The 13,998-nt window shown below is 52.3% G+C and carries 12 protein-coding genes and 1 other annotated feature; of the genes, 7 read left to right on the top strand and 5 right to left on the bottom strand.

All coding sequences use genetic code 11. From position 1 onward, the window contains the following. Nucleotides 1-9 precede the first annotated feature (9 nt). Nucleotides 10-1,374: a PepSY-associated TM helix domain-containing protein gene (locus KXR87_RS15955; protein ID WP_437433197.1), complete on the top strand. Its 1,365-nt coding sequence runs from the start codon at nt 10-12 to the stop codon at nt 1,372-1,374. Nucleotides 1,375-1,410: 36 nt separating this feature from the next. Here the strand turns inward: KXR87_RS15955 and dgcN are convergent, their stop codons facing one another. Beyond that, on the bottom strand, nt 1,411-2,619 hold the full coding sequence (dgcN, locus tag KXR87_RS15950; protein ID WP_437433196.1) for a diguanylate cyclase DgcN: 1,209 nt from the start codon (nt 2,617-2,619) through the stop codon (nt 1,411-1,413). Between the two features lie 695 nt (nt 2,620-3,314). Here dgcN and aroF point away from each other — a divergent pair. From aroF to KXR87_RS15935, 3 genes are all read left to right on the top strand, one after another. Beyond that, on the top strand, nt 3,315-4,385 hold the full coding sequence (gene aroF, locus KXR87_RS15945; RefSeq protein WP_437433195.1) for a 3-deoxy-7-phosphoheptulonate synthase AroF: 1,071 nt from the start codon (nt 3,315-3,317) through the stop codon (nt 4,383-4,385). 9 nt (nt 4,386-4,394) lie between these two features. Beyond that, complete coding sequence (gene tyrA, locus KXR87_RS15940) at nt 4,395-5,516, top strand: bifunctional chorismate mutase/prephenate dehydrogenase (RefSeq protein ID WP_437433194.1); 1,122 nt, start codon at nt 4,395-4,397, stop codon at nt 5,514-5,516. 66 nt (nt 5,517-5,582) lie between these two features. Continuing rightward, nucleotides 5,583-6,488, top strand: coding sequence for an SMP-30/gluconolactonase/LRE family protein (locus KXR87_RS15935; protein ID WP_437433193.1), 906 nt, complete (start codon nt 5,583-5,585; stop codon nt 6,486-6,488). On the opposite strand, the gene pheA is transcribed toward KXR87_RS15935, so the two are convergent. The 4 genes from pheA to bamD form a co-directional block, all read right to left on the bottom strand. Beyond that, on the bottom strand, nt 6,449-7,609 hold the full coding sequence (gene pheA / locus KXR87_RS15930) for a bifunctional chorismate mutase/prephenate dehydratase (RefSeq protein ID WP_437433192.1): 1,161 nt from the start codon (nt 7,607-7,609) through the stop codon (nt 6,449-6,451). The two genes, KXR87_RS15935 and pheA, sit on opposite strands and share 40 nt — an antisense overlap. 22 nt (nt 7,610-7,631) lie before the next feature. After that, nucleotides 7,632-7,757: a sequence feature (Phe leader region), on the bottom strand. Next, entirely contained in the window at nt 7,709-7,756 is a 48-nt protein-coding gene (gene pheL / locus KXR87_RS15925; protein ID WP_437433249.1) for a pheA operon leader peptide PheL, read from the bottom strand. Its footprint overlaps the feature before it by 48 nt. 103 nt (nt 7,758-7,860) lie before the next feature. Further along, nucleotides 7,861-8,196, bottom strand: coding sequence for a ribosome-associated translation inhibitor RaiA (gene raiA / locus KXR87_RS15920; protein ID WP_437433191.1), 336 nt, complete (start codon nt 8,194-8,196; stop codon nt 7,861-7,863). A 267-nt stretch (nt 8,197-8,463) separates the two neighbouring features. Then, nucleotides 8,464-9,198: an outer membrane protein assembly factor BamD gene (bamD, locus tag KXR87_RS15915; protein ID WP_437433190.1), complete on the bottom strand. Its 735-nt coding sequence runs from the start codon at nt 9,196-9,198 to the stop codon at nt 8,464-8,466. Nucleotides 9,199-9,328: 130 nt separating this feature from the next. Between bamD and rluD the strand changes: the two genes are divergently transcribed. The 3 genes from rluD to clpB all read left to right on the top strand — a co-directional run bounded on the left by rluD (nt 9,329) and on the right by clpB (nt 13,742). Then, nucleotides 9,329-10,309: a 23S rRNA pseudouridine(1911/1915/1917) synthase RluD gene (gene rluD, locus KXR87_RS15910; protein WP_437433189.1), complete on the top strand. Its 981-nt coding sequence runs from the start codon at nt 9,329-9,331 to the stop codon at nt 10,307-10,309. Next, a complete protein-coding gene (gene yfiH / locus KXR87_RS15905) occupies nt 10,306-11,037 on the top strand; it encodes a purine nucleoside phosphorylase YfiH (RefSeq protein WP_437433188.1) in 732 nt (243 codons plus the stop codon). The genes rluD and yfiH overlap by 4 nt, the downstream gene beginning before the upstream one ends. A 131-nt stretch (nt 11,038-11,168) precedes the next feature. Then, on the top strand, nt 11,169-13,742 hold the full coding sequence (clpB, locus tag KXR87_RS15900) for an ATP-dependent chaperone ClpB (protein WP_437433187.1): 2,574 nt from the start codon (nt 11,169-11,171) through the stop codon (nt 13,740-13,742). The last annotated feature ends 256 nt before the right edge of the window (nt 13,743-13,998 follow it).

Raw genomic sequence — 13,998 nt, 5'->3', positions numbered from 1 at the left:
AAGAAAAGTATGACGACCTGCACTCCGCGCGCGGCCTGGATCCACCTGCTGCGTCGCCTTCATTTTTACATTGGGCTGTTTATCGGGCCGTTTATTTTTGTTGCCGCGCTCACCGGCACGCTCTACGTTGCTTCACCACAGCTGGAACAGCACCTCTACAAAGATGCCCTGACGGGGTCGGTATCCGGTAATCAGCAGGCTTTAGCGGCTCAGGTAGCTGTTGCTGAAGAGGTTACCGGCAAAGCGCTGAGGATTTCGGCAGTACGCCCGGCCCCGGCCGCTGGTGAAACCACGCGGGTGATGTTTGCTGATCCACTCCTTGGGGAATCAGAAAACCGCGCAATTTTTATCGATCCGGTAACGCTGGCAGTTAAGGGTGATATGACTGTGTATGGCACCAGCGGTATTCTGCCGTTTCGCCAGTGGATTGATTACGCGCATCGCTCACTGCTGTTAGGTAATTTCGGCCGCCTATACAGCGAACTGGCCGCCTCCTGGATGTGGGTAGCTGCAGTGGGTGGCATCCTTCTCTGGTTTTTTACCCGCCCAAAACGGCGGCTCAATAACCGGCTGCAAAACACTCGGCGTCTGCATGCCGGCCTCGGATGGGGGTTACTGGCGGGGATGTTGCTTTTCTCCGCGACAGGGCTGACCTGGTCACAATGGGCGGGGGGAAATGTAGATAAAATGCGTGCGGCGTTCGGCTGGTTGACCCCTCAGGTAAACACGCTGCTGAATGAAGGGGCGGAATTACATGATCCCCACGCTGAGCATCACATGCATCATGGGGGAGGGGTAATGCCCCCGCAACACATGGAGCTGCGCCTGTTCGATGAGGTATTACAGACGGCACGCAACGCAGGCATTCATGCCGGTAAGCTTGAGATTCGACCGCCGCGTGATGCCACACGGGCCTGGACAGTAACGGAAATAGACCGATCCTGGCCAACACAGGTTGATGCTGTGGCAGTAGATGGTGCAACGCATCGTGTCCTCGATCACACCCGATTTGCCGACTATCCCCTGATGGCGAAACTGACGCGCTGGGGAGTGGATTTTCATATGGGGGTGCTGTTTGGCCTGGCTAACCAGCTTTTACTGATAACGTTCGGCGCGGCGCTCTGCGTGGCAATCATACTGGGCTACCGGCTCTGGTGGTTGCGCCGTCCTGAAGGCGCAACGGTAAGCCCTGGCGAAACGCTGAGTCAGTGCTGGTTAAACCTTGCCCTTCCTGGCCGGATCCTGACGGTAGGTCTGGCGCTTGCTTTGGGCGTGGCATTACCGGTAATGGGCGTAAGCCTGGTATTGCTGTTACTGATGGACTATTTACGCTGGCGCCACGCCAGGCAGCAGCACCTGCACCAGGGAGTTTAATCAAAGGGCGGGGCTCACCCGCCTTTTTGCTTTTCCTCAGGATGACCGGGCCCGGCGATTTTTGACCTGATACATATTTTTATCCGCCAGCTCCAGCAGACTTTCGGCAGTGGCATGTTCCCAGGTCAGAGCATAACCGATACTGAGCGTCATGGTTGCCATGCTGCCATTACAGAGGTCGATGGGGCTTGCAAATTGCAGAGAAAGCCGGGAGGCGATGCGCTGGACATCGGCATCCGAGTGAACGTCTGCCAGAATCATCGCGAACTCATCGCCCCCAATGCGGTAGACCAGGTGATGGCCTTCGGCGAATGCCATAAGCCTTCTCGCCACTTCAATCAGTACGCAATCCCCGGCCGCATGACCCCAGGTATCATTGATGGATTTGAAATTATCCCCGTCCAGAAAGAGCAGGGCGGAGCTGGCACGTGAGGTCATCTCCTTCATGAGAGTAGCGATGTTGTTGCGAAAGGCTGAACGATTTGCCAGACCGGTGAGCGGATCGTGCAAGGCGGTGCGCAATAACTGGGCATTTTTTGCCTGAAGACGAAGCTGCCATTCCTCCATTTCATCCAGCAGGCTATTAAAATCCTGAGCGAAAAGGTGGAACTCAGCAATACGCTCATCGCTCACGCGGCGGGAGAAGTTACGGTGGGTACGCACATCATGAACGACATCAGTAATATTCTGCAAAGCATCCGCGAGCCCATTATGCAGGCGTCGGGTAATAAGAAAGGCAATCGCAGAGGCGAACATAATGCAGCCTGTCAGCACCAGTAGCGACAAAAGAATGTAATGACCAATGAGATTGTCGAAAGCCTGTAACCTGATTTCGCCGATATAACGACCGTTGTGGATTACCGGCTGAGTTAACGCAGAGGGTAACAGCCAGCGGCTCAAAACCCCATTAAAGGTGCCGGAGGTGTCATCGGGAGATTTGCTCCAGCCTGCCATCAGGCGGTGGCGCCAGTCCAGCACTTCAGCCCCGGAAAAATAACCTTGTTCGCCAAACGTGGTCAGCAGATCTGAGGCTGCGGCTTCATCACCAGTAACCAGTGCTGCTTCAAGGCTGTGGCTCATGGCAACACCCGTAAACTCAAGGTTTTTTCGCGCGTATTGTTGCAGGGTGAAAACCGAGACGATGCTTAACAATAACCAGATCAGCGTCATCGTTATAGTGACGCTGACAAGGCTTATGCGCCGCATACGGCTAATAAACGTCGGGCGAGAAAATGACTTATCCATCCTTGTTCTTCCGGGCAAGCATTAATATATCGGTGTTAACGTTTATGCCGCTCTGCTTTAGCGCATCCATAGCGGTTATGAAGCAGGCCCGGGCAGCGTGAGCAGGCAGACAAAAAGCAGCGCTGCGCCGGCATTCAGGCTCCTGCTATCAACAAGCGGCGGTTGCGCAAAAGGGAGGAGGAGAAGCGCATCAGGACAATGTGAAGCAGTAGCAGACGTGGGTTGTGCCTGCGTCGAATACTTGCCGGAAGTCATCCACTTCCTACCTGAAACCTTTCTGAAGCCCGGTCGTGGCAAAATAACATCGTTGCCTGACACCCGATTGCACATAATGTAGGGATTATATCCGGCTCAGGCCCTGGTGAATTTTGTCATATTCACATTTCATGAATTCAGCCTGTTTTCCCATACAGTCAGTGAATATAACCATAAACGCCGTCACCAGGGTCTGGAAACGGCCTGGCGTGCCCGTACCCTATACACGCCCTCGTACCCTGACGTTAAAGAATGAAAAGGGTGCCTAAGAGCCAGTGTTCATTTTTGTTTACATATAGCAGGGCATTATTTGCTCTTTTTTCTCTTAATGTAAATAAAAGTGTACATAATATGGATTGAAATCTTTACTGATTGTGATATGGTTGTCTTCACCTCACTGAGGATCAACTATCGCAAATGAGCACTACAGGATCGCTATCATGCAAAAAGACGCGCTGAACAACGTACATATCACCGACGAACATGTTTTGATCACGCCCGATCAATTAAAAGCAGCTTTCCCGTTATCGACCGAACAGGAAGCGCAAATTGCACAGTCCCGCCAGACCATCTCGAATATTATTGCCGGTCGCGATCCACGTCTGCTGGTCGTCTGTGGTCCCTGTTCAATTCATGATCCTGAAACCGCGATTGAATATGCTCGTCGATTTAAAGCCCTTGCCGCAGAGGTCAGCGATAGCCTCTATCTGGTGATGCGCGTCTATTTTGAAAAACCCCGTACCACCGTCGGCTGGAAAGGGTTGATTAACGATCCCCACATGGATGGTTCGTTTGATGTCGAAGGCGGTCTGAAAATTGCCCGCCGTTTGCTGGTTGAACTGGTGAGTATGGGTCTGCCGCTCGCAACGGAAGCGCTTGATCCAAACAGTCCTCAGTACCTGGGCGATCTGTTCAGCTGGTCAGCTATTGGCGCGCGTACAACGGAATCCCAGACCCACCGTGAAATGGCATCCGGCCTGTCAATGCCGGTTGGATTTAAAAATGGTACTGACGGTAGTCTGGCAACCGCCATCAATGCAATGCGCGCCGCCGCCATGCCACACCGTTTTGTCGGTATCAACCAGGCAGGCCAGGTTTGTCTGCTGCAAACGCAGGGCAACCCGGACGGTCATGTGATTTTACGTGGTGGTAAAGCACCAAACTACAGCCCGGCAGACGTGGCGCAATGTGAAAAAGAGATGGAGCAGGCAGGACTCAAACCTTCACTGATGGTAGATTGCAGCCATGGTAACTCAAACAAAGATTACCGCCGCCAGCCTGCTGTGGCTGAGTCGGTTGTGGCACAGATCAAAGATGGTAACCGATCAATCATCGGCCTGATGATTGAAAGCAACATTCATGAAGGCAATCAGTCATCCGAGCAGCCGCGTAGTGAAATGAAGTACGGTGTGTCGGTCACCGATGCCTGCATCAACTGGGAAACCACCGAATCCTTGTTGCGCGAAATAAATAACGATCTGCGTGGCAGCCTTGCGGCTCGTCTGGCTTAAGAGGGTGTTATGGTTGCAGAGCTGACCGCATTACGCGATCAAATTGATGAAGTAGATAAGGCGCTGCTGGAGCTGCTGGCGCGCCGCATGGCGCTGGTGGCGGAAGTCGGTGAGGTTAAGAGTCAGTATGGCCTGCCGATCTACGTCCCTGAACGTGAAGCCTCAATGCTGGCATCTCGTCGTAAAGAGGCAGAGTCTCTGGGCGTGCCACCGGACCTGATTGAAGATGTGCTTCGCCGGGTAATGCGAGAATCCTATTCCAGTGAAAACGATAAAGGGTTTAAAACCCTTTGTCCGTCACTACGGCCCGTTGTCATCGTCGGTGGGAAGGGGCAAATGGGACAGCTGTTTGCCAAAATGTTGACGCTTTCTGGCTACCAGGTACGCATTCTGGAAAAAGAAGACTGGGCGCAGGCGCAGACGATTGTGGCTGAGGCTGGCATGGTAATTGTGAGCGTGCCGATTCACGTTACTGAGCAGGTTATCGCACAGCTCCCGCCACTGCCGGAAGACTGCATTCTTATCGATCTGGCGTCCGTGAAAACCGGACCCTTGCAGGCTATGTTAACGGCTCATAAAGGCCCGGTACTGGGGCTGCACCCTATGTTCGGGCCTGACAGCGGCAGTCTTGCCAAGCAGGTTGTTGTCTGGTGTGACGGTCGCCAGCCGGAAGCCTACCAGTGGTTCCTGGAACAGATTCAGGTCTGGGGAGCAAGGCTACATCGTATCAGTGCTGTCGAGCACGATCAGAACATGGCATTTATCCAGGCGCTTCGCCACTTTGCTACGTTCGCGTATGGGCTTCACCTGGCGGAAGAGAATGTTCAGCTTGAACAACTTCTGGCGCTTTCGTCGCCTATCTATCGTCTTGAGCTGGCGATGGTGGGACGCCTTTTTGCCCAGGACCCGCAGCTTTACGCAGATATCATCATGTCTTCGGAAAGTAATCTGGCCCTGATTAAGCGTTATTACCAGCGCTTTGGCGAGGCGATTGCCTTGCTTGAGCAGGGAAATAAACAGGCGTTTATCGACAGCTTCCGCAAAGTTGAGCACTGGTTCGGTGATTATGCGAAGCGTTTTCAGAATGAAAGTCGCGTTTTACTGCGTCAGGCGAACGACAGCCGCCAGTAACTAAAATGCCGTATATACTGAAAAGCCAGCGGGATGCCGCTGGCTTTTTCTTTTTGAGGGCAGGATATGGCTGAATTACAGACATTATTTGACTACACCGGACATTTGCCGGAATGCCCGACCTGGAGCGACGAGGAACAGGCGCTCTGGTGGGCTGATATACTGGAAGGCGAACTTCATCGTTACCATCTCGCTTCCGGGGAGCATAGCGTACTCTCCTTTCCCGAAGAGGTGGGCTGCTTTGCGCTTCGTGAGAAAGGCGGATTTATTGTCGCCATGCGCAATGCTATCTGGCTGGCTGACAGGCATGGCCTGCTGGTGCAAAAAGTCTGTGATAACCCCTCTAACCCACAGCTTGCGCGCTTTAATGATGGGGGCACCGATCACGCGGGTCGCTTCTATGCGGGCACTTTCTGGAGTCCGGGTGATTACAATGGTGCGCTATTAGTGCGTGTCGATACCCAGCTGAAACCGCAGATTATCCAGGCCGATATTCATGGAGCCAATGGGCTGGCATTCAGTCCGGATCGCCAGTGGATGTACACCTCTGATACGCCGAATGGCGTCATCTACCGCACCCCACTGGATGAACACGGTGAGCCGGGCCAGCGCGAAGTGTTTCGGCAATTCAAGCCGAATGAAGGTATCCCTGATGGCGCAGCGATGGATGAAGAGGGATGCTACTGGAGTGCGCTATATGATGGCTGGCGCATCGCCCGTTTTTCACCTCAGGGCGAACAGCTGGAAGAGTATCGGTTGCCCGTACGATGTCCGACAATGGTCTGTTTTGGCGGCGTTGATATGAAAACTCTGTTCATTACGACCACACGGGAGAATATGACGGCGGAGGAAGTGGCAGACTATCCCCTTTCCGGCGCTATCTTCACCCTGCCGGTCAGCGTGGCAGGAATGAAGAAGCCGCGATTTAGGGATCAGGCCGGATCAACGGGAACGACGTTCTCGCCGGGGTAACAACCCAGTACTTTTAGCGATCGTGTAATGGCGGTGAGTTCCCGCAGGGCTTTCTGTACATCCGGGGCGTGCAGATTAGCCTGAATGTCCAGGTAAAACATCTCTTCCCACGGGTTACCGTGTATCGGGCGCGATTCCAGTTTGGTCATGATCAGATTATGGTTTCGCAGCACCAGCAGGGCTTCAACCAACGCCCCCGCCTGTTGCCCGGTGGCTATCAGCAGCGTGGTTTTTGCCGGCACCTGGTCGGAGACCTCGATCGCTTTGCGGGCGAGTACCACGAAACGGGTAATGTTTTGTGTCTGATTTGCCAGATTACGTTCAAGCACCTGCAGACCATACAGTGCTCCACCGGCCTCGTTACCCAGTGCCGCAACGTGTGGCGAACCAGCCTGAGCGACTTTTTCCATTGCCGCGGACGTGCTCTCGGTATATTCAATTTTCCAGTGCGGATAACGATTCAGGAACTGACTGCACTGCTGGAAAGGCTGCGGATGGCTATAAACCGTCTCAATGGTCTGCAAATCCGTTGAGCCTGAGACCAGAACGCAGTGATCGATGGGGATTGTCAGCTCACCGACGATCGACAGAGTAGTATGCTGAAGCAGATCGTAAACATCATTGATCGCGCCAGAACTGGTATTTTCCAGCGGCACCACGGCATAGTCAGCCTGACCTGTCTCAACCTGATTAAAAATGTCCTGGAACTTTGGGCAACCGCTTTCAATAAACTGCTCGAAATGACGGGCGGCATACTGGCGAGCGGCAAGATGCGAGTAGGACCCTTTCGGCCCCAGGAAGGCGATACGAGCAGAGTGCGGGTTGATCTTATTTAAATGATGCTGCAGCAGTGCCTGCTGAGTGAGAACAGAATCTTCGATAATCAACTGGAAAAGGCGGGTGATGTAGTGGGCATCCAGGTGGTGACTTTTTCCAAGCTCAATTAACCGCTCAAGTAAGTCACGCTCACGATCGATATCACGCACGGGTCGGTGCGAGGCCAGCTTCGCTTTGCCCACTTCAACAGCAAGTTCGCGTCGTTCCGCCAGGAGTGAAAGAAGCTTCTCATCTAATGCGCTGATTTTGGAACGTAAATCCAGCAGTGGGTTTTCCGATGTCATAGCGTTGCCTTTCTTGTTATCAATAAAAAAGGCCCCCCGGTGTGGGAGGCCTTATTGTTCGTCTTCGCATTCTTTATTACACGACGAAACGCCTCCCGGTCAGGGGAAGGTAAAAAAGAATGCGAAGAAAAACGGGACACGATACATGGTAATTTCCTTTAGTGCGTAACAGTAAAGTACCCGTACTGTTTTCGCTCTGTCAACAAAAAACGCGCCCGGAGGCGCGTTGCAGATTAACGCAATGTGATGACTTATTCTTCTTCTTCAACGAAGTCTGCATCTTTCACTGAGGTGGTGGCCCGACGCGCTTCACCCTTGTGCTGAACTTTATTGAGCTGGCGCTCCAGCTTGTTGATTAAATCGTTAATCGCGGTGTACATATCTTCATGTTTAGCGCTGGCGACCAGATGCCCGTTTGGCGTATTGATGGTGGCGTCAGCGACGAAGCCCTGAGGCTCTTTAGAGAGAATGATATGTGGATTAATTAAGTGAGTTTGCCATTTATCCAGTTTGGCGAGACGGTCTGCGACATGTTGACGAATTGCAGGAGTGATTTCCATTTGTTTGCTGGTAATGTTCATTGTCATAGATGTTACCTCTTGTCTTTCCGTCTTGGTAATTCCAGCATAACGCTAAAAATGTCAAAATGTGTGATTAAAGTCACATTATTTTGTCACTTTTTGTCAAAGAAGAGGTTTTGTGAGGCAGGGCAGGAAGAGGGGAAATATCGCTTGTCGAAGTCAGGATTACCGGTCATAGTTGACTGGATGACCTGACGCTAACACGCTTCAGCTGAACATCCTCCAATAAAAAAAGGCAACCTATAGGGCTGCCTTTTTAGTTTTTTGCTCGCATCAGCTGCTTTGGTTGGATGCGATGATTTTGGCCACTTTATCCGCCTGCGCATTCATCTGCATCTGGCGATAGGCATTTTCCATCAGCGGCAGCGCATCATGCGTAGCGGCGGTATCCGGGTAGTCACGCAGCATCCCCTCAACACGGTTTACGACGGCCACCCAGGCACCACGGCGGGTATAATATTCCGCCACGGAATATTCATATTTTGCGAGACGATCTTTCAGGAAGACCAGACGTTTGGTGGCATCTGTCACATACTGACTACGCGGGTAGCCGCGAACCAGTTTGGAGAAATCATTGAAAGCATCACGAGCATGTTGAGGGTCTCGGTCACTACGATCCACGCCAAAGAAGCCCTGCAGCGCGCTGTCATCCAGCGCCATGTTAGTCAGACCGCGCATGTACATAACATAATCGATGTTCGGGTGCGTCGGGTTCAGGCGAATAAAGCGATCAATGGAAGCCTGCGCCAGCGGTAAGTCAGCATTTTTATAGTAGGCGTAGATGAGATCCAACTGCACCTGTTGCGAGTAAGGCCCAAATGGATAGCGATTATCCAGCGCTTCTAGTTGCGTTATTGCTGCCTTCCAGTTACCGTCTTGCAGCTTTTGCTGGGCAGTCGCATAGATTTCATTTGGCGGATTATCAGGCACCACTTCCTTTGAACCGGAGCAACCCGCCAAAGCCAGGCTCAACGTGGCGGCTGCCACCAGATATTTCATGCGCGTCATGACGTTTAGACTTTCCTCAAATGTTTATGCGGGAGATTGTCTCTTCCTGCTCCCGACTAAGACCAGCTACAATAGCACACTATATTATACGGCGAAGCCGTAAAACCCAACGTTAACGAAGAAGCTGTATATGGCACAACGAGTACAACTCACCGCAACGGTGTCCGAAAAACAACTTGGACAACGGTTAGATCAGGCTTTAGCCGAATTGTTCCCTGATTATTCGCGTTCGCGCATAAAAGAGTGGATCCTTGCCCAAAATGTTCAGGTAAATGGCAAACTCTGGGACACACCAAAAGAGAAGGTTCTGGGGGGCGAAAGCGTCACCATTACCGCTGAAATCGAGGAAGAAGTACGGTTTGAGCCGCAAGATATTCCGCTGACTATCGTCTACGAAGATGACGATATTCTGGTTATCAATAAGCCTCGCGACCTTGTGGTCCACCCCGGTGCAGGTAATCCCGATGGCACCGTACTGAATGCATTACTTCATTATTACCCGCCTATTGTTGATGTACCGCGCGCGGGTATTGTTCACCGTCTGGACAAAGACACCACCGGCCTGATGGTCGTGGCCAAAACCATACCGGCGCAAACGCGTTTGGTTGAATCATTGCAACTGCGCGAAATTACCCGTGAATATGAAGCGGTAGCAATTGGTCATATGACGTCTGGTGGTACGGTTGAAGAACCCATCAGCCGCCACCCGACCAAGCGTACACACATGTCCGTGCATCCGATGGGGAAACCTGCAGTAACGCATTACCGCATCATGGAGCATTTCCGCGTCCATACGCGTTTACGCCTGCGTCTGGAAACGGGCCGAACTCACCAGATTCGTGTTCACATGGCACATATCACGCATCCGTTGGTGGGTGACCAGCTCTACGGCGGCCGCCCACGTCCGCCTAAGGGCGCTTCTGAAGCGTTCATCACCGAGCTGCGTAAATTCGATCGCCAGGCTTTGCATGCCACCATGCTTCGACTCTATCACCCTATTACTGGTATTGAGATGGAATGGCATGCGCCTATCCCGCAGGATATGGTGGAGCTGATTGCCGCTATGCGCGACGATTTTGAAACGCATAAGGATGATGTGGCCTGGCTATGACACACTTGATTATCCCCGAATGGCCGCTACCCAAAGGTGTGGCTGCATGTAGCTCGACGCGACACGGTGGTGTCAGCGTACCGCCTTATGATTCGCTAAATCTGGGTGCTCATTGCGGTGATAATCTGGAACACGTCGAAGAAAACCGCCTGCGGCTTTATGCAGCTGGCGGGTTGCCATCGAAACCCGTCTGGCTTGAGCAAGTTCATGGCAACGCTGTATTAACTCTCACTGGTGGTGATTGTGCCAGTAAACGTGCGGACGCGTCTTACAGCACGCTCCCCGGCACCGTTTGTGCGGTCATGACCGCTGACTGCCTGCCCGTGCTCTTTTGCAATCGGGCGGGTACGGAAGTGGCAGCTGCCCATGCCGGGTGGCGAGGCTTATGCGCGGGTGTGCTTGAAGATACGGTGGCTTGTTTTACAGATAACCCTGAAAACATAATCGCCTGGCTCGGCCCTGCGATTGGCCCGGATGCATTCGAAGTCGGGGCGGAGGTTCGTGAGGCTTTCATGGCGGTGGATAATCGTGCCGACAGTGCCTTCAAACCCGCAGGTGAGAAATTTTACGCAGACATTTACGCTCTGGCACGCCAGCGTCTTGAAAGTGTGGGCATCACCCATGTTTTTGGAGGCGACCGCTGCACCTTCACAGAAAAGCACGATTTCTTCTCTTATCGTCGCGACAAGACGACAGGCCGTATGGCAAGTTTCATTTGGCTGATATAACCTAACGAATCAAGACGATCCAGTGCGCAGCACTTTCTTTCCACATAATTCAGGTCATCAACCTTGAATAATTGAGGGATGACCTCATTTAATCTCCAGTAGCAAATTTGACCTGTTATATGGGGGGAGTTATGCGTCTGGATCGTCTTACCAATAAATTCCAGCTTGCTCTTGCCGATGCCCAGTCTCTCGCACTGGGGCACGACAACCAATTCATCGAACCACTTCATTTAATGAGCGCCTTACTGAATCAGGAAGGGGGCTCAGTACGTCCTTTATTAACCTCGGCGGGCGTTAATGCCGGACAGTTACGTACGGCTATCGATCAGGCGTTAAGCCGCTTACCGCAGGTCGAGGGTACTGGCGGTGACGTGCAGCCTTCTCAGGATCTGGTACGTGTACTCAACCTTTGCGACAAGCTGGCGCAAAAACGTGGGGACAACTTTATTTCGTCAGAGCTGTTTGTTCTGGCGGCGCTTGAGTCTCGCGGAACGCTGACCGATCTGCTGAAAGCGGCAGGGGCTTCCACCGCGAATGTGACGCAGGCAATTGAACAAATGCGTGGAGGTGAAAACGTGAACGACCAGGGGGCTGAAGACCAACGTCAGGCCTTGAAAAAATATACCGTTGATCTGACGGAGCGTGCAGAGCAGGGCAAACTTGACCCGGTTATCGGTCGCGATGAAGAAATTCGCCGTACTATTCAGGTGCTGCAACGTCGTACCAAAAATAACCCGGTCCTCATTGGTGAGCCTGGCGTGGGTAAAACCGCCATTGTCGAAGGGCTTGCGCAGCGTATCGTTAACGGCGAAGTGCCAGAAGGCTTAAAAGGCCGTCGCGTCCTGGCGCTGGATATGGGATCGCTGGTGGCCGGGGCGAAATACCGCGGTGAATTTGAAGAACGTCTGAAAGGTGTGCTGAACGATCTTGCTAAACAGGAAGGTAACGTCATTCTGTTTATCGACGAATTGCACACTATGGTAGGTGCCGGTAAAGCCGATGGTGCGATGGATGCCGGAAACATGCTCAAACCGGCACTGGCACGTGGTGAACTGCACTGTGTGGGGGCTACCACGCTTGATGAATATCGCCAGTACATTGAGAAAGATGCGGCCCTTGAGCGTCGTTTCCAGAAAGTGTTTGTGGCTGAGCCTTCAGTGGAAGACACCATTGCCATTCTGCGCGGTTTAAAAGAACGCTACGAACTGCATCACCACGTGCAGATCACCGATCCGGCGATTGTAGCGGCAGCAACGCTTTCTCATCGTTATATCGCTGACCGTCAGTTACCGGATAAGGCTATTGACCTTATTGATGAAGCGGCATCCAGCATTCGTATGCAGATTGACTCCAAACCGGAAGAGCTGGACCGGCTTGACCGCCGTATTATCCAGCTCAAGCTGGAACAGCAGGCCTTACTAAAAGAGTCTGACGATGCCAGTAAAAAACGTCTGGATATGCTTAACGACGAGCTTTCCGATAAAGAACGCCAATACTCTTCATTAGAAGAAGAGTGGAAAGCGGAGAAGGCGTCCTTGTCTGGCACTCAGACCATCAAGGCTGAACTTGAGCAGGCTAAAATTGCCATTGAACAGGCTCGTCGGGTGGGCGATCTCGCAAGGATGTCTGAACTGCAATACGGCAAAATTCCTGAGCTCGAAAAACAGCTTGAAGCCGCCACGCAGTCTGAAGGCAAAACGATGCGCTTGCTGCGTAATAAAGTAACTGATGCGGAAATTGCCGAAGTCCTTGCCCGCTGGACCGGGATCCCCGTTGCGCGAATGATGGAAGGGGAACGCGATAAACTGTTACGGATGGAACATGACCTTCATCATCGGGTGATTGGTCAGGATGAAGCAGTCGAAGCGGTTTCCAACGCAATTCGCCGTAGCCGGGCGGGGTTAGCTGACCCTAATCGTCCTATTGGTTCATTCCTGTTCCTCGGGCCAACCGGGGTGGGTAAAACAGAACTCTGTAAATCGCTGGCGAACTTTATGTTTGATAGTGACGATGCGATGGTTCGTATCGACATGTCAGAGTTTATGGAAAAACACTCGGTCTCTCGCCTGGTGGGGGCACCTCCGGGATATGTCGGGTACGAAGAAGGTGGCTATTTAACCGAAGCGGTTCGTCGGCGCCCTTACTCGGTCATTCTGTTAGATGAGGTCGAGAAGGCGCATCCGGATGTGTTCAACATTCTGTTGCAGGTGCTGGATGATGGCCGCCTGACCGACGGGCAAGGAAGAACGGTCGATTTTCGCAATACCGTGGTCATCATGACCTCGAACCTTGGATCGGATTTAATTCAGGAACGCTTTGGTGATCTGGACTATGGCCATATGAAAGAGCTGGTCATGGGCGTGGTAAGCCATAGTTTCCGCCCGGAATTTATCAACCGTATTGATGAAGTAGTGGTGTTCCATCCTCTGGGCGAGAAACATATTGCTTCTATTGCCCGTATCCAGTTGCAAAGACTGTATAAACGTCTCGAAGAGCGTGGGTATGAGGTCGACATTTCTGACGAGGCCTTAAAGCAGTTGAGCGAGCATGGCTACGATCCGGTTTATGGAGCCCGTCCATTGAAACGTGCTATCCAGCAGCAAATTGAGAATCCGCTGGCGCAGCAAATCCTTTCTGGCGAGCTGATTCCTGGAAAACGAGTCCAGCTTGAGGTTAAAGATGGGCGGATAGTCGCAGTGCAGTAAATAACAGAACTACAAAAACGAGTCCTTTGGGGCTCGTTTTTGTTTAAAAAGCAGGCGAAAACAGACTTTATAGATATGGATTGCCTGGAAAGTGAGCGAACGATAACTTTTTTGAATTTTAGACTTGTCAGCCCGGAATAACTCCCTATAATGCGCCTCCACTGACACGGAACAACGGCACACACGCCGCCGGGTCAGCAGGGTGTTCCGGTGAGATTCACTGAGAAGCCCGCAGAGAAAAGCGAAAATAAACGCT

It is taken from the genome of Yokenella regensburgei, from assembly GCF_051486985.1.
Lineage (GTDB): Bacteria > Pseudomonadota > Gammaproteobacteria > Enterobacterales > Enterobacteriaceae > CBFFRJ01.
The sequence above is the reverse complement of the archived record's forward strand: the minus strand, read 5'-3'. Positions and strand labels throughout refer to the sequence as shown.